Genomic DNA, 20,976 nt, shown 5'->3' on the forward strand with positions numbered 1-20,976 from the left:
CGGGGGGCGGGAGACAGGCACGCGCAGGCACCGGGCTCCGGCTCCGTTTACCTCGACGGTGCCGGCCGCCGGAGGACCCGGCGGCACGAGCCGCGCACCTCCGGCACGGGGCATTCCGGCTGCCGTCCCGCGTGCTGCGGGCCGGGTTCACGGTTGCGGGTCAGCGCCGGATTCGCACCGGCTTCCCCCCATACGGAAGTGTGGACGACGGGCTCACTCTACCGGCCCGTAGCCTGCGCACCGGGTGGCGGCGGGGCGGGGCCCGGCGGGGCTACAGCGCCCGGTACGCCACCGGGTCGGTGCCCGGGACGGCCTCCGCCCGGCCCTGTTTCACCAGCCGCCGCAGGTGCGCCTCCGCTTCCGAGACGGCGATGTTCCGGGAGCCGTACGGGATCTGCTCCCAGGGCCGGTTCCACTCCATCCGCTCCGCGAGCCCCCAGGGGGTCAGGGGCTCGGCCAGCAGCCGCCACAGCCCGCTCAGCCGTTCCTCGTGGTGCTCCAGCAGCTCCCGTACGCGGGCGGGCGCGTCGGTGAAGGCGTGCTGGTGGGCGGGGAGCACCTCGGCGGGCCCGAGCCGGCCGACGCGTTCGAGGGAGTCGAGGTAGTCGCCGAGGGGGTCGGTGACCCGGGTGTCCCCCGGGGCCTCGTACAGGCCGATGTGCGGGGAGATCCCGGGCAGCAGGTGGTCGCCGGAGAAGAGCCGGCCGTTGCCGGGCAGCTGCGCGGGGTGCGCCTCCTCCAGGTGCAGGCAGACGTGGCCGGGGGTGTGTCCGGGGGTCCAGATCGCCCGCAGCCGGCGCCCGGCCAGGGGCAGCAGCTCGCCCGGGACGATCTCCCGGTCGGGGACGGCGGCCCGCAGACCGGGCAGGGTCCGCATCCGCCCGCCGGTGCGTGCCGCCCGCAGCGGGGCGATGTGCTCCTCGGGGGCGCCGGCGGCGGCCAGCTTCTCGCTCATGTAGTCGAACCAGACGCCCGGCTCGGCGGAGCGGGTCCGTACGACGACCTCGGTGTCGGCGGCGTGCATGGCGATCCACGCACCCGAAGCCTCCCGCACCCGCCCCGACAGGCCGTGGTGGTCGGGGTGGTGGTGGGTGATGACCACCCCGTGCACGTCGGCGACCGGGAAGCCGAGTGCGCCGAGCCCGGCGGTGAGGGTGTCCCAGGAAGCGGGGTCGTCCCAGCCGGTGTCGATCAGTACGGGGCCGCGGTCGGTGTCGAGGACGTGGACGAGGGTGTGGCCGAGCGGGTTGTCGGGGATGGGGACCTTGATGCTCCGGACACCTCCGCCGTGGTCGGTGACCTGCGGCGCGGTCTCTGACATGAGGACTCTCTTCCTGGCCCGGTGTGTCCGAGGACGCTCGGTGTGTCCGAGGGCGCTCGCGGTGTCCGAGGGCCGGTCTGGCAAGTCTGGCAAGAACGTGTTCTATTGGTAGCCCAAGTCGACCACTTCCAGCCCTTCCTGACTAGCCGTCGGATCTTCTTCCCGTCTCCCGGGCGTGCGCCCGCTCCGGCCTTGTCCTGGCCTTGTCCTGACCGTGGACTCCTCGAACTAGAACTGGTATCAGTTCTGCGACATCGTGCGCAGCGCAGCACCTGGAGGCAGCAGCCATGACCGAGCTCGTGGAACACGGCCAACTGTTCATCGGCGGGGAATGGACGGATCCGCTGGGCGCCGACACCATCCGGGTCGTCTCCCCCCACACCGAGCAGGTCATCGGCAGCGTCCCGCACGCCTCCGAGGCCGATGTGGACCGCGCCGTGGCCGCCGCCCGCAAGGCCTTCGACCAGGGACCCTGGCCCCGCCTGTCACTGGAGGAGCGGATCGCCGTCGTCTCCCGGATCAAGGACGCCATCGCCGTCCGGCACGAGGAGATCGCCCGCTCCATCAGCTCCCAGAACGGCTCCCCGTACTCCTGGAGCGTCCTCGCCCAGGCACTCGGCGCGATGATGGTCTACGACTCCGCCATCAAGGTCGCCGCCGCCTACCCCTACGAGGAGCGCCGCCAGGGCGCGCTCGGGTCGATCCTCGTACGCCGCGAGCCGGTCGGGGTCGTCGCCGCCGTCATCCCCTGGAACGTCCCGCAGTTCGTGGCCGCGGCGAAGCTCGCACCGGCGCTGCTCACCGGCTCGACGGTGATCCTCAAGCCCTCGCCGGAAGCCCCCCTCGACTCCTTCATCCTGGCCGACATCGCGAGGGAGGCCGGGCTGCCGGAGGGGGTGCTGTCGATCCTGCCCGCCGACCGCGAAGTCAGCGAGTACCTGGTCGGGCACCCCGGCGTCGACAAGGTCGCCTTCACCGGCTCCGTCGCCGCCGGCAAGCGGGTCATGGAGGTCGCCGCCCGCAACCTGACCCGGGTCACCCTCGAACTCGGCGGCAAGTCCGCCGCGGTGATCCTGCCCGACGCCGACCTGGAGAGCACCATCGCCGGGATCGTCCCGGCCGCCTGGATGAACAACGGCCAGGCCTGCGTCGCCCAGACCCGGATCCTCGCCCCGCGCAGCCGCTACGCGGAGGTGGCCGAGGCCCTCGCCGCGGCGGCCGGCGCCCTGGTCGTCGGCGACCCCCTCGACCCGGCGACGCAGCTCGGCCCGCTCGTCGCCAAGCGCCAGCAGCAGCGCTCCCTGGACTACATCCGGATCGGCCAGGAGGAGGGCGCGAAGGTCCTGGCGGGCGGCGGCCGCCCGGCGGGACTGGAACGGGGCTGGTACGTGGAGCCGACCCTCTTCGGCGACGTCGACAACTCGATGCGGATCGCCCGCGAGGAGATCTTCGGCCCGGTCGTCTGCCTCATCCCCTACGGGGACGAGGCGGAGGCCTCCCGGATCGCCAACGACTCGGACTTCGGCCTGAGCGGCAGCGTGTGGACGGCCGACGTCGAGCACGGCATCGACTTCGCGCGCGGGGTCCGCACCGGCACGTTCAACGTGAACACCTTCAGCCTGGACATGCTCGGCCCGTTCGGCGGCTACAAGAGCAGCGGTGTGGGACGGGAGTTCGGCCCGGAGGGCCTGAGCGAGTACCTGGAGCACAAGATGATCCACCTGCCGGCTGGTGCGTGATGGGAGACCGCTGGCAGGTCGAGGTCGACCGCGGGGTCTGCATCGGCTCGGGCATGTGCGTGAACCACGCCCCCGACGCCTTCACCCTCGACTCCGCCCGCCAGTCCCACCCCCGCTCCCCGGAAACGGACGCCAACGAACCGACCCTGACGGCGGCGGAGGGCTGCCCGGTGGAGGCCATCCTCATCACCCTGTTCCCGTCGGGGGAGGCGGTGTTCCCGCCGGAGGAGTGAGGGGGGTGGGGGGTGGGGGATGGGTGGGGCGGGGCTTCGGGGGGGCGGGGTTTCGGCTGGGCGGTGTCAGGGACGGTTTGGGGGTTTCCCGTCAGTCCCATCGTCCTTCCGTGTCGGGCCGGTCCGTCAAGGGCGCTCCCTTCGGTCGCGTCGCTTCGCGATGGCCTTCGGCCACCCTTGACCGACCGTCCCGCCCCGGAAAGACAAAGGACTGCCGGGAAGCCCCCAAAGGAACGGTCACGGGGCAGGGAGGGGAGGAGCGGCCTCGTCAGTGATGAGGCGAGGGGCCGGGCCTTGGTACGCCGGGCATCCGGGCATGCCCAGGGAGAGCCCAGGGCCGGGGGCCCGGGGGCGCGACAGATCGCTACGCGCTTCTCGGATCTCAGCGTCCGGCGGCCGGCTGGGGCTGGTCTTACGGGCGGAGGGCTTCGAGGGCTTCCCAGGCGGAGGAGGAATCGAAGAGCTGGAGGGACGGGCCCTGTGTGTTGGCCAGGACGGCGTAGTGCTCGGGGGTGAGGGAGAGGTCACCCCAGGGTTCCTCGACATGAGCGCGGGTCAGGAGACGGCCGGAGGTCTTGCACCGGATCCAAGGGATGACGAGGAAGTCGGCCAGTCTTGGGTCGGTCAGGGTGAGGGGGACGGTGTCGGGGCGCTCTACGAGTTCCAGGGGGCTGGGGAGGCCGTCACCGGGGCAGGCGAGGAGGCGGGAGGTGATGTTCTCCCGTACTCCCCATGTCTCCGCCACCACGGATATCTCCACCCGGGTGGTCTCGCCGATGGTCAGCTGATGTTGGAGGAGAGAGCTCACCAGTAGCTCGAGGCCACCCTCCTGCTCGCCTATGTCCCAGCAGACCTGGACCTCCTGGGCGTCGTGATCAGGCAAGAGGCGGGCGAAACGGGTCCATACGGCAGCTTCGTCGGTCACCCGGAGAGGCTAACTCCGATATCTCATTGCGGTGATCGCCCCTGCGACGCAACGATGCCGCCATGGAGCAGCCGAATGAGACCATTGAGTGTGAAGGCTTCACCCTGCGGCGATGGGCGGAGAGTGACTTCGATGCCCTGCTCCGGTTGAGCGAGGAATCCCTCGACCACCTGAAGCCGTGGATGCCCTGGGCCCGCTCCCACACCCCACAGCACACCCGGGACTTCCTCGCCGGCTGCGGTCCGGACTGGCGGAGCGGTGAGGCGTACAACTACGCGATCACCGCGGACGGCAGGGCCGTCGGCAGCTTCTCCCTCTACCAGGCCGACGAGCCGCAGGGCCGCTCCCTGGGGTACTGGCTGCACCCCGCCGCCACCGGGCGGGGCATAGCCACGCGGGGCGCGGCGGCCCTGGTCACCCAGGCTTTCGCCCTGCCGGGCGTGGAGTACCTGGAGATCGTGCACGACCCGGCCAACACCGCCAGCGCCGCCGTCCCCGAGCGTCTGGGATTCACCGTCGTAGACACGGAGTCCGCAACGGACGTCGTCTGGCGACTGCACGCCTGACGGCGTACTTGAGGAGTTGCGATGCAGGTAGCCGTGGTCACCTTCGACGGGTTCAACGAACTCGACAGCTTCATCGCCTCAGCGCTGATCAACCGCTGTCGAAAGGACGGCCTGGAGGCCTTCATCGCGACGCCGACCCCCGTGGTCACGTCGATGAACGGCGTCGAGGTGACCGGGCAGCGCCCGATGGAGTTCGTGGCCGAGGCCGATGTCGTGCTGATCGGCAGCGGCGTGAAGACGCGTGACGTGATCGCCGACGACCGGCTGCTCTCCCTGCTGCCGCTCGACCCTTCCCGACAGCTGATCGGTTCGCAGTGCTCCGGCGCGCTGGTGCTCGCGCGGCTCGGGCTGCTGGGCGACATGCCGGCTTGCACGGACATGACGAGCCGGCCCTTCGTCGAAGCCGAGGGCGTCACCGTGCTGGACCAGCCGTTCCACGCCGAGGGGAACATCGCCACCGCAGGCGGCTGCCTGGCCTCGCAGTACCTCGCCGCGTGGGTGATCACCCGCACCCTCGGCGAGCACGCCGCGCGCAACGCCATCGACTACGCCGCTCCCGTCGGTGAGAAGCAGCAGACCGTAGAGCGCACCCTGCGCGCCGTCCACGCGGGCGAAGCAGCACTGCGACGCTGACCCCCATCACCGTCTGGTGGACGTATCAGCCCAAGACGGTCGCCGGACGCTGAGATATGAGAAGCGCGTAGCGATCTGTCGCCCCCCGAAGCCCCCGCCCGCCCCCTACAGCAGGATCAGGCCTTTTCCGGGGTCGTCAGGTCGATCAGACGGCAGACAGTTTCGATGTCGATCTTCACCTGGGCGATCGAGGCGCGGCCCGAGAGCCAGGTGATCAGGGCCGAGTGCCAGGTGTGCTCGATGACGCGGACCGCCGAGAGCTGTTCCGCCGTCGGCGGGGCGTCGAGGCCCATGGCGTCCAGGATGATGGCCGTCGTCAGGCGGGAGACCGTGTCCACTTCCGGGCTCACGCTGCGGTCCGCGAAGGTCAGGGCCCGCACCATCGCGTCCGCGAGGTGGGGTTCCCGCTGGAGGGCGCGGAAGGCGCGCATCAGGGTCTCCGCGACGCGGGCCGCCGGCTCCTCGCCCGCCGGGGGGCGTTTGCGCAGGGTCGCGTGCATGTGCTGGAGCTGGTCCTGCATGGTGGCGACGAGCAGGTGCACCTTGGACGGGAAGTAGCGGTACAGGGTGCCCAGCGCGACGTTCGACGACTCCGCGACCTCCCGCATCTGCACGGCGTCGAAGCCGCCCCGGCTGGCCAGCTGCGCGCTCGCGTGCAGGATCCGGCGGCGGCGCGCCTCCTGGCGTTCCGTCAGGGGAGGCGTCACGGCCTTCGCTTCCGCTGTCATGTGTCCCGTTCCTGGCGTTCCGTGTCGTTGCGGCGGCTGATTCCGGGATGGTCCGGAGGTCAGCATGTCAGGCGCCCGAGCCGTGGCGCGAATCACCTGCTCCGCCTCTTACGGTGTGGTTTCCGGCCGGTAGATTCAATGGTCTTCAGAGGATCAAGTCTGAAACTTGTTCTACATTATCCGAGCGGTTACGCTCCGGCGAAAGTGCAGGGAGAAGGGGGCCGAGAGTGACCGCAGAGGCCATGGTGACGAGCCCTTTCGCGGGTTCCGCCACCGACGGCGACCGCCCGTTGCGCATCGCACTCCTCACCTATAAGGGGAACCCGTTCTGCGGCGGCCAGGGCGTGTACGTCCGGCACCTCTCCCGGGAGCTCGTGAAGCTCGGGCACTCCGTCGAGGTCATCGGCGCGCAGCCCTACCCCGTACTGGACACCGGCGCCACGCTCACCGAGCTGCCGAGCCTGGACCTGTACCGCAGCCCCGACCCCTTCCGCACCCCCAAGCGCGACGAGTACCGGGACTGGATCGACGCCCTCGAGGTCGCCACCATGTGGACCGGCGGGTTCCCCGAACCGCTGACCTTCTCGCTGCGCGCCCGGCGCCACCTGCGCGCCCGCGCCGGGGAGTTCGACGTCATCCACGACAACCAGACCCTCGGCTACGGACTGCTGGGCGACCTCGGCGCGCCGCTGGTCACCACCATCCACCACCCCATCACCGTCGACCGCAAGCTCGACCTCGCCGCCGCCAAGGACCGCAAGAAGCGGGCCTCCGTCCGCCGCTGGTACGCCTTCACGCGCATGCAGGGCCGTGTCGCCCGCCGGCTGCCGTCGGTGCTGACCGTCTCCGGCTCCTCCCAGCAGGAGATCGCCGAGCACCTGGGCGTGCGGGAGGGCCGCATCCACGTCGTGCACATCGGGGCGGACACGGACCTGTGGTCGCCCGACCCGTCCGTCGCGGAAGTGCCCGGCCGGATCGTGACCACCTCCAGCGCCGACGTCCCGCTCAAGGGGCTCGTCCACCTCGTCGAGGCGCTCGCCAAGCTGCGCACCGAGCGGCCCGACGCGCACCTCGTCGTCGTCGGCAAGCGCGCCGAGAGCGGGCCGGTCGCCCGCGCGATCGAGTCGTACGGGCTCCAGGACGCGGTGCGCTTCGTCAAGGGGATCAGCGACACCGAGCTGGTCGACCTGGTGCGCAGCGCCCAGGTCGCCTGCGTGCCCTCCCTGTACGAGGGCTTCTCGCTCCCGGCGGCCGAGGCCATGGCCACCGGCACCCCGCTGGTCGCCACCACCGGCGGCGCCATCCCCGAGGTGTCCGGCCCCGACGGCGAGACCTGCCTGGCCGTACCGCCCGGTGACGCCGGGGCGCTGGCCGGCGCGCTGGGCCGGCTGCTGGGCGACGCCCCGCTGCGCGCCCGCCTCGGAGCCGCCGGACGGGAGCGGGTCCTGACCCGGTTCACCTGGGCCAAGGCCGCCGAGGGCACGGCCGCGCACTACAGAGCCTCCATCGAGCAGGCCGCCGCCGCCCGTACCCGGTGAACCCCCGCACCCTTCACCGAGCAGATCGCCGAACCGTTCATCTCATGCGCAACACCCTTCACCCCCGTGACCGCGAAGGCAGGACCCCGTGCTGACCGTCGATTTCTCCCGGTTCCCGCTCGCCGCAGGCGACCGCGTGCTCGATCTGGGCTGCGGCGCAGGCCGGCACGCCTTCGAGTGCTACCGGCGCGGCGCCCAGGTCGTCGCCGTCGACCGCAACGGCGAGGAGATCCGCGAGGTCGCCAAGTGGTTCGCCGCCATGAAGGAGGCCGGTGAGGCCCCGGCCGGTGCCACCGCCACCGCCATGGAGGGCGACGCCCTCGCCCTGCCCTTCCCCGACGAGTCCTTCGACGTCGTCATCATCTCCGAGGTGATGGAGCACATCCCCGACGACAAGGGCGTGCTCGCCGAGATGGTCCGCGTGCTCAAGCCCGGCGGGCGCATCGCGATCACCGTCCCGCGCTACGGCCCGGAGAAGATCTGCTGGGCGCTCAGCGACGCCTACCACGAGGTCGAGGGCGGCCACATCCGCATCTACAAGGCGGACGAGCTGCTCGGCAAGATGGAGGCCGCCGGCCTCAAGCCGTACGGCACCCACCACGCGCACGGCCTGCACTCCCCGTACTGGTGGCTCAAGTGCGCCTTCGGCGTCGACAACGACAAGGCGCTGCCCGTCAAGGCGTACCACAAGCTCCTGGTCTGGGACATCATGAAGAAGCCGATCGCCACCCGCCTCGCCGAGCAGGCCCTCAACCCGGTCATCGGCAAGAGCTTCGTGGCGTACGCGACCAAGCCCCACCTGCCCGTCGGCGCAGCACAGTGAGCTCGCCGGAGCGCACCGTACCCGAACACCTCGTCCTGGACGGCGTACTGACCGCCGAGCAGGCGGCGCAGACCGTGGCGGGCATCCTCGCCGCCCAGCGCACGGACGGGGCCATACCGTGGTTCCGCGGCCACCACCTCGACCCGTGGGACCACACCGAGGCCGCGATGGCCCTGGACACCGCGGGCGAGCACGAGGCCGCGGAGCGGGCCTACGCCTGGCTGGCCCGCCACCAGAACCAGGACGGCTCCTGGTACGCCGCCTACGCGGACCGGCCCGACGGGGTGGACACCGACGAGCCGCAGGACCCCTCCCGGGAGTCCAACTTCGTCGCGTACATAGCCGTCGGCGTCTGGCACCACTACCTCGCCACCGGCGACGACACCTTCCTGGACCGGATGTGGCCGGCCGTCGTGGCGGCCGTCGAGTTCGTCCTCGCCCTCCAGCAGCCGGGCGGCGAGATCGGCTGGAAGCGGGAGGCGGACGGCACCCCCGTCACCGACGCCCTGCTGACCGGCTCCTCCTCCATCCACCAGGCACTGCGCTGCGCCCTGGCCATCGCGGACCACCGCGGCGACCCGCAGCCGGACTGGGAGCTGGCCACGGGCGCGCTCGCGCACGCGATCCGCCGGCACCCGGAGCGGTTCCTGGACAAGTCCCGGTACTCGATGGACTGGTACTACCCGGTGCTCGGCGGGGCCCTGTCGGGGCCGGAGGCGAAGGCGCGCGTCGAGCAGCGGTGGGAGGAGTTCGTCGTCCCGGACCTCGGGGTGCGGTGCGTGCTGCCGAACCCGTGGGTGACGGGCGGGGAGTCCTGCGAGCTGGCGCTGACCCTGTGGGTGATGGGGGAGTCGGACCGGGCGCTGGAGATCCTGCGCTCGATCGGGCACCTGCGCGCCGAGAACGGCATGTACTGGACGGGCTACGTCTTCGAGGACCGGGCGGTCTGGCCGGTGGAGCAGACGACCTGGACCGCCGGTTCGCTGCTGCTCGCGGTGGCGGCGCTGGGCGGGGACGAGCCCACGGGAGAGGTCTTCGGCGGGCTGGCCCTGCCGGCGGGCCTGGAACCCGACTGCTGCCGCTGACCTGAGTCCGCGGGGTGGTGGGGGACCCCCGAACGGGTCCCCCAAGTGGTGGAGCGGCATGCCCGGGGTGAGGCTGCGGGGGATACCTCAGTCCCCGGAGGCAACCGTGTCCGTACCCACAACCGTCCGATTCCGTCGCGCCCTCACGGCGGTGGTGCTGTCCACCGCGCTGCTGGCCGGTGCCACCGCGTGCGGCAGCGGTGGCGACAGGGCCGAGCGGGAGGAGGTCTCCTCGGCCGCCGCCGCGGAGCTGGCCGCCCTCGCGGTGGCGGAGCCGGACGCGGCCGCGGCCGACGAGCTGGCCGCCTCGACGCCCTCGCCGAGCACCTCCGCCGAGAAGCAGAAGTTCGCCAAGACGCGGTTCGTCGCCAATGCCGGGCTCGCGGCCGGGGCGACGTACCAGTGGATCATCAAGCCGTACCGCGAGGGCAAGTTCAAGAAGGGCGCGAGCGGCCGTACCTTCGCGCTGATCAAGGCGGGTCTCGCGGGCGCCTTCGCGTACAACCGGCTGAAGGCGGCGGCCGAGAACGCCAAGGGCGACCCGCTGCTGTCGAAGGCGATGGGCCCGCTGACGGCGGGCATCGACTCCCTCAAGGGCCTGGGCACCAAGCTCCGCAAGGGCGAGGCGGGCGACGCCGACATCGACGCCTTCAACAACGTCATCAACGGGGTCAAGGAAGCCGGCAAGGGCGCGGGCGCCGTGGTGACCGACAAGGTGCCGAGCACCTCGCAGCTGACCGGCTGAGTCCGGCCGAGACCTGCTGGGGCCGGCTGAGGCCGGCTGAGGCCGGCCGAGGACGGTGCCTGTTTGAATGGCCGGTGTGATCGAGTTCCTGTTCTTCGCCCTCGCGGCCGCCGGCCTGGGCTGGCTCTTCCGGCGCAAGCACCGTCAGCGGACCGCCGCCGGGGGGCCCGCCGGGATCCCGGGCATGGCCCGGATCCCGGCGGGCGAGGGCCGGTGGCGTTCCGGCCGGGTGTATGCCGGCCAGGGCGCCGCCCGCTGGCAACCGGGTAGGGGGTCCCTCGTGCCGTTGGGTGGCGCCCTGACCACGGGTGTACGGGTGCCCTCCGTGAGGGAGGGCATCTCCATCAACCCGGGTTCGAGGATCGTGACGTGCGTCCTGGCGGACGGCGGCACGATCGAGATCGCCGTGATGCCGTTGGACCTGCGCGAACTCCTGGAGGTCCTGCCGGAGGGTTAGCGGGTCAGTCCGGGTCGGGCATCGGGTACCAGTCGGTCCAGCTGCCCTCGTGGTTGCGGGTCTTGACGAAGCGCCAGCCGTCGTTCCCCTCGACGGACAGGCTGAACCTCCACGGGTCGCCGCCGCTGAAGCGGTCGATGACGGCGATCTTGCTCCTGCCCACGCCGCCCATGGAGCTCCAGTGGGTCCAGTCGCCGTCGGAGTCCGTCCAGCGCGTCCATATCGCGTTGTCCGTACCGACCAGGAACTGCTGCTTCCCCCCGTCGGGGAGGCGGTGGGTGGTCACCCCGTACTCGCAGATGTAGATGGCACCCCCGCTGCCGGTGCAGTGGCTGACTGCCTGGGCCGGGGTGGCGGCCAGGGCGAGACCCGCGACCGTGGCGGCCGCGAGGACGATCGCCTTGATCCTGTTGGTGCTGATGACTGTTCCCCTTTGGGCGGTGCCTTGGTGGTCGCTCACCATGTTCCGGCCCGGCGCAAACGTTTCGCTAACGTGCCCGGATCTCAGCTGTTGAGCTCCGCCAGCACCCGCAGGGTGTGCGGGTCCGGGGCGGTGACGAGCAGGTCGGTGACGGGGCCCTTGCGCCACAGCTCCAGCCGCTCCGCGATCCGCTCGCGGGGGCCGACCAGCGAGATCTCGTCGGCGAAGGCGTCCGGCACGGCGAGGACCGCCTCCTCCTTGCGCCCGGCCAGGAACAGTTCCTGGATGCGCCGGGCCTCGGCCTCGTAGCCCATCCGCCCCATGAGGTCGGCGTGGAAGTTGCGGGCCGCGTGCCCCATGCCGCCGATGTAGAAGCCGAGCATCGCCTTGACCGGGAGCAGCCCCTCGGCGACGTCCTCGCAGACCTTCGCCCGGGCCATCGGCGCGATCATGAACCCTTCGGGCAGGCCGGTCAGCGCGGCCTGGTAGACGTCGGTGCGGGTGGGCGACCAGTAGAGGGGGAGCCAGCCGTCCGCGATGCGGGTGGTCTGGGCGATGTTCTTCGGACCCTCCGCGCCGAGCAGTAGCGGCAGGTCCGCGCGCAGCGGGTGGGTGATGGGCTTGAGGGGCTTGCCGATGCCGGTGCCGTCCGCCCCGCGGTACGGGTGGCTGTGGAAGCGGCCGTCCAGCGCGACGGGGGCCTCGCGGCGCAGCACCTGGCGGACGACGTCCACGTACTCGCGGGTCGCGGTGAGCGGGCTCGAGGGGAAGGGGCGCCCGTACCAGCCCTCCACCACCTGCGGCCCCGACAGGCCCAGGCCCAGCATCATCCGGCCGCCGGAGAGGTGGTCGAGGGTGAGGGCGTGCATGGCGGTGGCGGTGGGCGTGCGGGCGGCCATCTGGGCGATGGCGGTGCCGAGCCGGATCCGGGAGGTGTGCGCGGCGATCCAGGTCAGCGGGGTGAAGGCGTCGGAGCCCCAGGCCTCGGCGGTCCACACCGAGTCGTAGCCCAGGCGTTCCGCCTCGGTGGCGAGGTCGAGGTGGGCCGGGCTGGGCCCGCGCCCCCAGTAGCCGAGTGCGAGTCCGAGGCGCATGTACGGTCCCCCTCCGCGAAGCCGATCTGACGGTACGTCAGCTAACGTCAGGTGACTGTAGGGCACGCGCGCCCCGTCGGGAAGCACGAAGGCCCCCCGCCCGTGAGGGGGCGGGGGGCCTTCGCCGTGACGCGGTGGGGGGTCAGCCGTGCTGGATCCCCGAGGTGTCGTTCAGGACGCCGCGGCGGCCGTCCTGGGTCTGCGCGATCAGGGCCGACGGGCCGCGCTGGTCGACGGCCAGGTACCAGGTGCCCGGGGCGAGTTCCGCGATCGGGACGGGGGAGCCGTCCTCACCGTAGAGGGGCCGGGCCACCGGCACCGCGAACCAGAACGGCGTGAACTCCGCCGCCGGGGCGGCCGCCGCGTCCTGCGGGCCGGGCGCCGGCGTGCCCCCGTACGGCGGCACCGGCTGCGGGGTGTTCCCGTAGCCCTGCGGCTGCTGCTGTTGCGGCTGCTGCTGCCCGCCCGGGTAGCCGTACCCGGTGCCGGGCTGGGCGCCGTACGGCTGGGGGGCGACGGGCTTGGGCTCCGGCACCAGCGGCCCGGCCAGCGCCGGGATCTGCGCACCGGCGACGGCCACGCCCGCGAGGGCGAGGTTGGCGAGGAAGGCGAGGATGCAGCCGGCGCCGAGGTCGGCCCGCGCCGGGCTGGTGATCAGCGACCACAGCGCCGCCCAGGCCGCCGCCACGGCCAGCACGGTGCCCCAGGCCGACAGGGTCAGGCCCCCGACCTTGCGGCCCTCGGGCAGGAAGCGGGACCCGACCAGCAGACCGGCGGCGATGAAGCCGGTCAGGAAGATGGTCGGCAGTGCCAGCCCGTAGACGTCGGTGTCCCACGCACTCGGGAGGTCCAGGCCGGTGGCGGAGTAGAAATCGAGGAACGAGGCGATGAACAGCAGCACCGCTGCTCCGATCACCACGCCGTCGCCTCGAGTGAGGGAGCGGATGTTCACGTCTTGGGGTGTCCTTCTCGGTCTTGGCTGGGGCGGGAGCGGGCGCCCCCATGGTACGGAAGGTTCCGCGGCCGAGAGGATCGGGTCGGCCCGCCGTCCCGGCGGCTACCGGTGAACTACCCGCCCAGGAACCCGACGATGCCGTCCGCGATGCCCTGCGCCGCCTTCTGGCGCCACTCCGGGCTCATCAGCTGCGCCGCGTCCTTGTCGTCCCGCATGTTGCCGCATTCGAGGAACACCTTGGGCCGGGTCGAGAGGTTGAGGCCGCCGAGGTCGTCGCGGACCACCAACCCGGTACCGCTGCCGAGGTAGTTGGCGGGGGAGGAGCCGGTGGTGCGGGCGAAGTTCCCGGCGATGCGCTCGCCGAGGTCGCGGGAGGGGGCGATGATCTTCGAGGTGTCCGCCGCGCCGCCCTTGACCCGGGCCGGGAGGATGACGTGGAAGCCCCGGTTGCCGGCGGAGGCGCCGTCCGCGTGGACGGAGACGACGGCGTCGGCCGTCGCCTCGTTGCCGATCCGGGCCCGCTCGTTGATGCAGGGGCCCCAGGGGCGGTCCGCCTCATGGGTGAAGACCACCTTGACGCCCTTGGCCTCCAGCAGGGCGCGCGCCCGCCGCGAGACGTCGAGGGAGAACTCCGCCTCCATGTAGCCGGAGTTCGTGGTGGTGCCGGTGGTGTCGCACTCCTTGCGGTTGGTGCCGATGTCCACCAGCTTGTTGATCTCGGAGGTGTGCTGGAAGTTGCCCGTGTTGTGGCCGGGGTCGATGACCACGGTCCGGCCGGTGAGCGGGCCCTTGGCGGGGGCGGCCGGCGGAGCGCTCGCGCCGGCGCTCGCACCCGGGCTCGTACCGGGGCTCGCCTGCGGGCTCGGGGTGGCGCTGGACTTCGCGTCCGTCGCCGCCGCCGTGTGCGAGGCGGTGAGCGGCATGCCCTCGGGCTGCCGCTCGTCGGGCCCCGGACCGGAGGTCAGGACCTGGGTCAGTACCCAGCCCGCCAGACAGGTCGGGGCGAGCGCCGCCAGCGCCACCGTGAGGGCGGGCCGGCGCGCGAACCAGGGCCGGTCCGGGCTGATCGAGGATCCGGACTCGGGCTGCGGGGGGCTGTCGTCGTAGCGCACGTCGCGATGCTAGAACGCCCGCCCGGACCTCGTACGGACCCTGGGCCATCCGGGGGCGTGGTGTGGTTATCGGTTTTTCCTGGGCCGACCAGGTCAGATGCCCTCGCCGGTGCGGCGCAGGACGCGGAGGGAATCCGTGACGGAGATCTCCTCGAAGGCCCCGGAAGCCAGGGCGCGCAGGTAGATCCGGTACGGGGCCTGCCCGCCGTCGGCCGGGTCCGGGAACACGTCGTGGATGACGAGCGTGCCGCCCACGGCCACGTGCGGGGCCCAGCCCTCGTAGTCGCCCGTCGCGTGCTCGTCGGTGTGCCCGCCGTCGATGAACACGAAGCCGAGCTTGCCGCCCCAGGTGGCCGCCACCTGCGGGGAACGGCCGACGATCGCGATCACGTGGTCCTCGAGACCGGCCCGGTGCAGGGTGCGGCGGAAGGTCGGCAGGGTGTCCATCAGGCCGATCTCCGGGTCCACCACCGTCGGGTCGTGGTACTCCCACCCGGGCTGCTGCTCCTCGCTGCCGCGGTGGTGGTCGACCGTGATCGCCGCCACGCCCGCCTCGCGGGCCGCGTCGGCGAGGAGGATGGTCGAGCGCCCGCAGTACGTCCCGACCTCCAGCAGCGGCAGCCCGAGGGCCGCTGCGGCCGTCGCCGCCTCGTACAGGGCGAGGCCCTCGCGTACGGGCATGAACCCCTTGGCGGCCTCGAAAGCGGCGAGGGTCTCCGGCTTGGGGGTGGCGGCCATGGGTGTTCCTCCGGCGGTGAGCGTGTGTGGCCGCCCATGGTGCCCTACCGCCGGGTAGGGCACCACGGGCGGGGCCTCGCTCAGCCGTCGACGTCGGCGCAGATCGCCTGGACCGTGAGGTCCACGGGGGCGGTGTGGCCGTTGTGGATGGCGCCGTCCCAGCGGGTGTTGTCCTCCCCGGGGACCGTCCCGGACCGCACGGTGCGGACCCCTGCGACCAGGGGATTCACGTAGACGCCCCCGCCCGTCACCTTCTTCCCCTCCGGACAGCGGAGCGTGATGCCGCAGGTGTTGTTCACCGGGCACTCGTTGGTCTGAGCGACCACCTCATAGCCGGTGAAGCCGCCTCCCGAACCGCCGGAGGTGGACTGCGCGCTCTGGGAGCAGCTGATGTTCTGGGTGCCGGTGAAGGTGTTGTTGGCGCCCGCCTGCCCGGTGGGGTAGCAGACGAGGGTGATGGAGGGCAGGTTCAGGAGCGAGAGCAGCGAGCCGTCGTCCGCGGCGTGGGCACTGCCCGCGCCGAGCAGCGTTGCGGCCAGGGCGGCACCGGCGAGCGCCGCCAGCCGCTTCGTGAGCCTCATGCGTGTCTCCTTCGGTTGTACTGCCCACTCCTAGGCAGGGAGATTTCCGTCGACGCAGACGGCGCGGGCGAAGACAGTGCCAGACACGGCGCTTGTGTTCCTGGCACGAACTTGCCACCCGGTCTGACCGTTACCGGCCTCGGTTGGGTTGGATTCAGTGCTGTCCCAGGTCGACTCGAAGGGGCGGAATTGCTGCCCGCCCCCGGTGGCGATCTTCCCCAGCGGGCACTGCACACCTGCTCCGCCGAACTGGCCTGGCGCAACGGGAGCGCTGGCTGCGCTCACCGCTTCCCACCCGGTAGCACCGCTGTCAGCCGGCGGAGTCGGGTTGGTGATGTCCTGGGACGTGCTCTGGTTGCAGCTGATGTTCTGCGTGCCGTTGACGGTGTTGCCGACGCCCGCCTGTCCGGACGGGAGGCAGGCCGCCCCGATCGCCGGATTGTTGAGGGCCGAGAGCAGGTCGTCGTCGGCGGCGGCTCCGCCGGCGGAGAAGACGACCGCCGCAGCGGCAGCCGTGCACACGGCGGCGAGTGTCCTGGTGAGTTTCACGCCGAGCGTCCCTTCGTCTACTTGAGCAGGCTGCCGAGGCCGACGGCATTGGCGGGGGCCGGCGAGAGCCCGGAAGCGATGCCGGTGACCTGATGCTTCGCATCACGGACGGTCGGCGTGAGGAAGCGCAGCGACAGCAGGTTGTCCACGCTGAGGGGACCGGCCAGGACGCTGTCGCTCGGGCGTACGGCGGTGGGCGCGGCCTGGGCGGCGGGGGCGGAGGCGAGCCCGACGGCGAGGGCGAGAGCGGCGCCGGACAGGACGCGGGTGAGGGTGAGGTGAGCCATGACGGCCCCAACGTTGTTGGCGCCGCCCGGTTATGGGGCGCGGCCCGGGCGGGAGGGTTCTTTCGCCCGACTGGAGCCGTCAGTTACGCGAATCGGGCTACCTGAACGCGGTCGGCTGGTTACGCTCGGCTACGGAGACCGAAAACGAGCTTGAGGGGTGGCTGCCCATGCCCGCAGTCCGCGATCTCGATCCCAGCGCCTCGCCGCTGGACTACTACGGCTACGAACTCCGCCGGCTGAGAGAGGCCGCCGGGCTGAGCCAGGCACGGCTGGGGGAGATCATCTACTGCACCGGCGCGCTGATCGGTCAGGTGGAGTGCACGACCCGGGTGCCGACCCGGGACTTCTCGGAACGGCTCGACGCGGCGCTGGGCACCGACGGGCACTTCTCCCGGCTGGTGGGGCTGGTCCTGCGGAGCGTACTGCCGACGTGGTTCCAGCCGTATGCGGAGATGGAGTCCCGGGCCGCGTACCTCTCCACGTATCAAGCGCAGGTGGTAGCCGGGCTGCTGCAGACGGAGGGCTATGCCCGGGCGGTGTTGGCGAGCGGTTCGCCGGACAACCTCGATGAGTTGCTGGCGGCTCGTATGGAACGTCACCGGATTCTGCGACGGGAGCGCCCGCCCATGATCTGGGTGGTACTTGATGAGGCTGTACTGCATAGGCCGATAGGAGGCCGGGAGGTCATGCGGGAGCAGCTTGCACAGTTGTTGAGTCTGAGTGAAAAGCGCTGGGTGCGAATCCAGGTGCTCCCCTTCTCGGCTGGCGAACACGCCAGCCTGATTGGATCGTTCAACCTTCTGCGGTTCGATGGCAAGCCGGACATCGTTTACACCGAAGACCTCATCTCGGGGCACATGACGGCCAATCCGGACGCAGTCAAAGAAGCCGCCCTTCGCTACGCTCTCTTGCAGGCCGCTGCTCTCTCTGTGGAAGACTCGGCGGCATTGATCAACCGCGTAGTGGAGGAACGCTATGAGCATCAGCCGGGACCTGACCAACGCGCGGTGGCGTAAGTCCAGTTACAGCGGTAACACCGGCGGCGACTGCGTCGAGTGCGCCCCGCTCGGCGCCACCGCCTGGCGCAAGGCTTCGTACAGCAGTGACACCGGCGGCGAGTGCGTCGAGGTCGCCGCTCAGCCCTGCCAGGTCGCCGTGCGGGACTCCAAGGTCCCCGACGGGCCCGCCTTCGCCGTCAGCACCGCCGCCTTCACGGCGTTCGTGCGGGGTCTGTGAGCTACCGGGGCGCGGTACCCGTACCGCGCCCGGGAGTTGGCGGATCTGTATGATCCCCTCCCGTACCTGAGAAGGGGCGGGGGCCGCATGCAGGGGTTAGGGCCGAGCGGTCCGACGCACATAGGGCCGTTCCGGTCCGTCGCCGTGCTCGGGCAGGGCGGAATGGGCCGGGTGGTGCTGGCCGTCGCGCCGGAGGGCCGCCTCGTCGCGGTCAAGGAGGTGCATGCCGAGCTGGCCGAGGACGACGGGTTCCGGGCGCGGTTCCGGCGTGAGGTGGACGCCTCGCGGAAGGTGTCGGGCGCCTATACGGCGCCGGTGATCGACGCCGACCCGGACGCGCAGACCCCTTGGCTGGCTTCGCAGTTCGTGCCCGGGCCCTCGTTGCGCGAGGCCCTGGAGGCGGCCGGGCCGCTGGGGGAGGGGCCGGTGCGGCGGCTGGCGGCCGGGCTGGCGCACGCGCTGGCCGACGTACACGGGGCGGGCCTGATCCACCGGGACCTCAAGCCGTCGAACGTGCTGCTCGCCGAGGACGGCGTACGGGTCATCGACTTCGGCATCGTGCGCGCGGCCGGGGACCAGACCCGGATCACGCACACGGGCGCGCTGGTCGGCTCGCCCGCCTTCATGTCGCCCGAGCAGATCACGGGCGGCGAACCGACCCCGGCCAGTGATGTGTTCTCCCTCGGCGCCACGCTCGTGATGGCCTGCACGGGGAATCCGCCCTTCGCCGGGGACTCCGTACCGAGGCTGCTGCACGACGTGGTGTACGCCGAGCCCGACCTGGACGCGGTGCCGCCCGGGCTGCGCGGGATCATCGCCCCCTGCCTGGCCAAGGACCCGGCCGCCCGGCCGACCCCGCGCGAGCTGCTGACGATGGTGGGCGCGGTCGAGCCGGCGGCCCGTCCGTGGCCGGAGCCGGTGTACGCGCTGCTCGCCGCGCAGCAGGCCGAGGTCGACCGGCTGATCGCGGGAGCCCCCGCCCCCGCGCCCGCAACGGCCCCGGCTGCCGTGCGGCCCCGGCGGCCCCGGCGGACCCGGCTGCTGGTGACGGCCGGGATCCTGGCCGTCTGCGTCGCCGTCGGGCTGACGGTGGGCCGGCCCTTCGTCGACGAGGTCTACTACACGGTTGTGCCGGAATCCGTCCCGACGCCCGGCACGACACCGCTGTCCCAGGTGGACGACAAGTACGCGGCGAAGCCGTTCACGTGCGCGGACGTGGCGGGCAAGGTGACCGTGCCCGCCGACTTCGACGCCCCGGGCGGGTACGGCTTCAAGAAGGACGAGAACTACGGCTGGGGCGGCCCCTCCCACCTGTGCGTCTGGAACAGCCGCTACGGGGACGAGGTCTACGTCTCGTGGGGTCTCTACCTCACCGAACCCGGCGGAAAGACCGGAGCCGAGCAGGCGAAGGAGCACCACGAGGGCATGTACATCCGGGGCAAGACCCGGCGCGACTTCGGCCTCGGTATCGGGGAAGAGGCCCTGTGGCTGGCGCCGGAGGACGACAAGGACGCCCCCTGCGTCCTGTACCTGCGGGACGTCAACCAGACGCTCTTCGTCCAGGTGAAGGGCAACCGCTACCCCGTCGGCTCCTGCGAGGCCGTCGCGAAGGACGCGGGCCGCAGCGCGCTGGCGGTGATGGCGCGGCCATGAGGCAGCTGAGGGAGTCCGACCCGGTGGCGGCGGGACCGTACCGTCTGCTCGCCGAGCTCGGCCGGGGCGGGATGGGCCGGGTGCTGCTGGGGGCCGCACCCGACGGGCGGCTCGTCGCGGTCAAGCAGGTGCATGACCGGTTCGCCGCCGACGACGGCTTCCGGGCCCGGTTCCGGCGGGAGGTCGCCGCCTCGCAGAAGGTGTCGGGGGCGTACACGGCGGCGGTGATGGAGGCCGACGCGGATGCGGAGACCCCCTGGCTGGCCTCGGTGTTCGTGCCCGGGCCTTCGCTGGGCGCGGCGGTGGACGCGGCCGGGGCGCTGCCTGAGGAGACCGTACGCCGCCTCGCGGCCGGGCTGGTCAGGGGGCTCGGCGAGATCCACCGGGCGGGGCTGATCCACCGGGACCTGAAGCCCGACAACGTGCTGCTGTCCGAGGACGGCGTACGGGTCATCGACTTCGGCATCGCGCGGGCGGCGGAGGGCTCCGGGGACACCGAGCTGACCCGGACGGGCCTGGTGGTCGGCTCGCCCGCCTTCATGTCGCCCGAGCAGGCCGAGGGCAGGGAACTGACCCCGGCCAGCGACGTGTTCTCGCTCGGCTCGGTGCTCGCGCTGGCCGCCACCGGCCGCAGCCCCTTCGCGGGGGCGTCGACGCTCCAGACCCTGTTCAACCTGGTCCACGCCGAGCCCGAGCTGTCGGCGCTCCCGGCGGGGCTGCGGCCCGTGGTCGAGCGGTGCCTGGCCAAGGAGCCGGGCGCCCGGCCGGCCCCGGAGCAGCTGCTGGACCTGCTGGGTCCGGTGGTGCCCGGGGCGTGGCCGGCCGGCGTGCGCCGGCTGATCGCCGCGCAGCGGGCGGACATCGAGCGGGTGCTCGGCGCCGGCCCGGAGCGGACGGCGGTGGCCGTTCCGGGGCCGGGATCCGTGTCTACCGCCGTGCTCACGCAGGCCGTGAGCGCGCCGCCGCGCGGAAGGTCCCGTAAGGCGGTGGCGCTCGCCGTCGCCGTCGCCGTCGGGGTGGCGGTGCTCGGGGCGGGGGCGTACCTGCTGAGCCCGGGGTCGCCGGTGTCGAAGGCGTCGGGCGAGCCGGACCGGTACGTGAGGATGCCGATCTGCGCGGAGGTGGCCGGGGAACTGCCGCTGCCGCCGGCGGAGCGCAAGCAGGACAAGGACCGCTATCAGGAGCGGGACAACGACGCGAACACGTCCTGTTCCTGGTACGAGCCGCCGTACGAGGTGGCCGGCGGCGGCACCTACGAGCCGACGGTCCCGCACGCGAACGTCGGCTGGGAGCTGAGGCGCAGCGGGAGCGGCCTCGCCAACGGGACGGAGCGCCAGCGCGAGGACTTCGGTACGGGGAGGCCCGAGACCGGGGTGGGGGCGGGCGACGCCGCGTACTGGGACACGCCCGGTACGCAGGACACCTGCGTGCTGGCCGTCCGCGACGGCAACCTCGCCGTGCGGGTGTTCCTCGGCGGCGACCGGCATCCCGCCGAGAGCTGTGAGACGGAGGCGAAGGCGATCGCCCGCGCCGCGTTGGCGGCGATGCCGCGATGAG

24 protein-coding genes and 1 riboswitch are annotated in these 20,976 nt (G+C 72.0%); of the genes, 13 read left to right on the forward strand and 11 right to left on the reverse strand.

The annotated features are described in order from the left end of the window. Positions 1 to 108: 108 nt before the first annotated feature. A riboswitch (cobalamin riboswitch) is annotated at positions 109 to 188 on the reverse strand. A gap of 83 nt (positions 189 to 271) precedes the next feature. Then, a complete protein-coding gene (locus tag OOK34_RS19205) occupies positions 272 to 1,321 on the reverse strand; it encodes an MBL fold metallo-hydrolase (protein WP_267035081.1) in 1,050 nt (349 codons plus the stop codon). A gap of 287 nt (positions 1,322 to 1,608) precedes the next feature. Between OOK34_RS19205 and OOK34_RS19210 the strand changes: the two genes are divergently transcribed. Both OOK34_RS19210 and OOK34_RS19215 read left to right on the forward strand, forming a co-directional pair. Continuing rightward, positions 1,609 to 3,060 (forward strand): aldehyde dehydrogenase, encoded by a 1,452-nt coding sequence (locus OOK34_RS19210; RefSeq protein ID WP_267035082.1) that lies wholly within the window; start codon positions 1,609 to 1,611, stop codon positions 3,058 to 3,060. Next, a complete protein-coding gene (locus OOK34_RS19215) occupies positions 3,060 to 3,293 on the forward strand; it encodes a ferredoxin (protein WP_267035083.1) in 234 nt (77 codons plus the stop codon). Before OOK34_RS19210 ends, OOK34_RS19215 begins: the two co-directional genes overlap by 1 nt. Before the next feature lie 412 nt (positions 3,294 to 3,705). Here the strand turns inward: OOK34_RS19215 and OOK34_RS19220 are convergent, their stop codons facing one another. After that, positions 3,706 to 4,218 (reverse strand): hypothetical protein, encoded by a 513-nt coding sequence (locus OOK34_RS19220; protein ID WP_267035084.1) that lies wholly within the window; start codon positions 4,216 to 4,218, stop codon positions 3,706 to 3,708. Positions 4,219 to 4,280: 62 nt separating this feature from the next. Between OOK34_RS19220 and OOK34_RS19225 the strand changes: the two genes are divergently transcribed. Both OOK34_RS19225 and OOK34_RS19230 read left to right on the forward strand, forming a co-directional pair. Continuing rightward, entirely contained in the window at positions 4,281 to 4,784 is a 504-nt protein-coding gene (locus OOK34_RS19225) for a GNAT family N-acetyltransferase (RefSeq protein ID WP_267035085.1), read from the forward strand. 21 nt (positions 4,785 to 4,805) lie between these two features. Further along, positions 4,806 to 5,417 carry a DJ-1/PfpI family protein gene (locus OOK34_RS19230; RefSeq protein ID WP_267035086.1) on the forward strand — a complete coding sequence of 204 codons (612 nt, stop codon included), beginning with the start codon at positions 4,806 to 4,808 and terminating at the stop codon, positions 5,415 to 5,417. A gap of 116 nt (positions 5,418 to 5,533) precedes the next feature. On the opposite strand, the gene OOK34_RS19235 is transcribed toward OOK34_RS19230, so the two are convergent. Continuing rightward, positions 5,534 to 6,145, reverse strand: a complete 612-nt coding sequence (locus OOK34_RS19235) for a TetR family transcriptional regulator (protein ID WP_267035087.1) — start codon at positions 6,143 to 6,145, stop codon at positions 5,534 to 5,536. A 227-nt stretch (positions 6,146 to 6,372) separates the two neighbouring features. Here OOK34_RS19235 and OOK34_RS19240 point away from each other — a divergent pair, with 227 nt between their 5' ends. From OOK34_RS19240 to OOK34_RS19260, 5 genes are all read left to right on the forward strand, one after another. Then, positions 6,373 to 7,683, forward strand: a complete 1,311-nt coding sequence (locus OOK34_RS19240; protein WP_267035088.1) for a glycosyltransferase family 4 protein — start codon at positions 6,373 to 6,375, stop codon at positions 7,681 to 7,683. A gap of 88 nt (positions 7,684 to 7,771) precedes the next feature. Further along, the gene (locus OOK34_RS19245; protein ID WP_267035089.1) at positions 7,772 to 8,506 is read left to right on the forward strand and encodes a class I SAM-dependent methyltransferase; all 735 of its coding nucleotides are present in this window, start codon (positions 7,772 to 7,774) and stop codon (positions 8,504 to 8,506) included. Further along, on the forward strand, positions 8,503 to 9,591 hold the full coding sequence (locus tag OOK34_RS19250) for a prenyltransferase (RefSeq protein ID WP_267035090.1): 1,089 nt from the start codon (positions 8,503 to 8,505) through the stop codon (positions 9,589 to 9,591). Before OOK34_RS19245 ends, OOK34_RS19250 begins: the two co-directional genes overlap by 4 nt. Before the next feature lie 106 nt (positions 9,592 to 9,697). Then, the gene (locus tag OOK34_RS19255) at positions 9,698 to 10,336 is read left to right on the forward strand and encodes a hypothetical protein (RefSeq protein ID WP_267035091.1); all 639 of its coding nucleotides are present in this window, start codon (positions 9,698 to 9,700) and stop codon (positions 10,334 to 10,336) included. 76 nt (positions 10,337 to 10,412) lie between these two features. Further along, on the forward strand, positions 10,413 to 10,793 hold the full coding sequence (locus OOK34_RS19260) for a hypothetical protein (RefSeq protein ID WP_267035092.1): 381 nt from the start codon (positions 10,413 to 10,415) through the stop codon (positions 10,791 to 10,793). 4 nt (positions 10,794 to 10,797) lie between these two features. Here OOK34_RS19260 and OOK34_RS19265 read toward each other — a convergent pair whose 3' ends face one another. The 8 genes from OOK34_RS19265 to OOK34_RS19300 all read right to left on the reverse strand — a co-directional run bounded on the left by OOK34_RS19265 (position 10,798) and on the right by OOK34_RS19300 (position 16,530). Further along, on the reverse strand, positions 10,798 to 11,256 hold the full coding sequence (locus OOK34_RS19265; RefSeq protein WP_267035093.1) for a hypothetical protein: 459 nt from the start codon (positions 11,254 to 11,256) through the stop codon (positions 10,798 to 10,800). 41 nt (positions 11,257 to 11,297) lie between these two features. Next, positions 11,298 to 12,308 (reverse strand): LLM class F420-dependent oxidoreductase, encoded by a 1,011-nt coding sequence (locus OOK34_RS19270; protein WP_267035094.1) that lies wholly within the window; start codon positions 12,306 to 12,308, stop codon positions 11,298 to 11,300. Between the two features lie 142 nt (positions 12,309 to 12,450). Continuing rightward, positions 12,451 to 13,260 carry a DUF5336 domain-containing protein gene (locus tag OOK34_RS19275; protein ID WP_267035095.1) on the reverse strand — a complete coding sequence of 270 codons (810 nt, stop codon included), beginning with the start codon at positions 13,258 to 13,260 and terminating at the stop codon, positions 12,451 to 12,453. Positions 13,261 to 13,376: 116 nt separating this feature from the next. After that, complete coding sequence (locus OOK34_RS19280; protein WP_267035096.1) at positions 13,377 to 14,375, reverse strand: N-acetylmuramoyl-L-alanine amidase; 999 nt, start codon at positions 14,373 to 14,375, stop codon at positions 13,377 to 13,379. 93 nt (positions 14,376 to 14,468) lie between these two features. Next, positions 14,469 to 15,113, reverse strand: coding sequence for a class I SAM-dependent methyltransferase (locus OOK34_RS19285; protein WP_267035097.1), 645 nt, complete (start codon positions 15,111 to 15,113; stop codon positions 14,469 to 14,471). A gap of 80 nt (positions 15,114 to 15,193) precedes the next feature. After that, positions 15,194 to 15,694 (reverse strand): hypothetical protein, encoded by a 501-nt coding sequence (locus OOK34_RS19290; protein WP_267035098.1) that lies wholly within the window; start codon positions 15,692 to 15,694, stop codon positions 15,194 to 15,196. 30 nt (positions 15,695 to 15,724) lie between these two features. Further along, positions 15,725 to 16,243: a hypothetical protein gene (locus OOK34_RS19295; protein ID WP_267035099.1), complete on the reverse strand. Its 519-nt coding sequence runs from the start codon at positions 16,241 to 16,243 to the stop codon at positions 15,725 to 15,727. Positions 16,244 to 16,260: 17 nt separating this feature from the next. Then, positions 16,261 to 16,530 (reverse strand): hypothetical protein, encoded by a 270-nt coding sequence (locus OOK34_RS19300; RefSeq protein ID WP_267035100.1) that lies wholly within the window; start codon positions 16,528 to 16,530, stop codon positions 16,261 to 16,263. Between the two features lie 167 nt (positions 16,531 to 16,697). On the opposite strand from OOK34_RS19300, the gene OOK34_RS19305 reads away from it, so the two are divergent. The 4 genes from OOK34_RS19305 (at position 16,698) to OOK34_RS19320 (ending at position 20,975) form a co-directional block, all read left to right on the forward strand. Continuing rightward, entirely contained in the window at positions 16,698 to 17,546 is an 849-nt protein-coding gene (locus OOK34_RS19305; protein WP_267035101.1) for a helix-turn-helix transcriptional regulator, read from the forward strand. After that, a complete protein-coding gene (locus OOK34_RS19310) occupies positions 17,506 to 17,766 on the forward strand; it encodes a DUF397 domain-containing protein (RefSeq protein WP_267035102.1) in 261 nt (86 codons plus the stop codon). The genes OOK34_RS19305 and OOK34_RS19310 overlap by 41 nt, the downstream gene beginning before the upstream one ends. Before the next feature lie 87 nt (positions 17,767 to 17,853). Then, positions 17,854 to 19,419 carry a serine/threonine-protein kinase gene (locus OOK34_RS19315; protein WP_267035103.1) on the forward strand — a complete coding sequence of 522 codons (1,566 nt, stop codon included), beginning with the start codon at positions 17,854 to 17,856 and terminating at the stop codon, positions 19,417 to 19,419. Further along, positions 19,416 to 20,975 (forward strand): serine/threonine-protein kinase, encoded by a 1,560-nt coding sequence (locus OOK34_RS19320; RefSeq protein WP_267035104.1) that lies wholly within the window; start codon positions 19,416 to 19,418, stop codon positions 20,973 to 20,975. Before OOK34_RS19315 ends, OOK34_RS19320 begins: the two co-directional genes overlap by 4 nt. The last annotated feature ends 1 nt before the right edge of the window (position 20,976 follow it).

Origin of the sequence: Streptomyces sp. NBC_00091 (genome assembly GCF_026343185.1) — a bacterium.
Classification (GTDB): Bacteria; Actinomycetota; Actinomycetes; order Streptomycetales; family Streptomycetaceae; genus Streptomyces.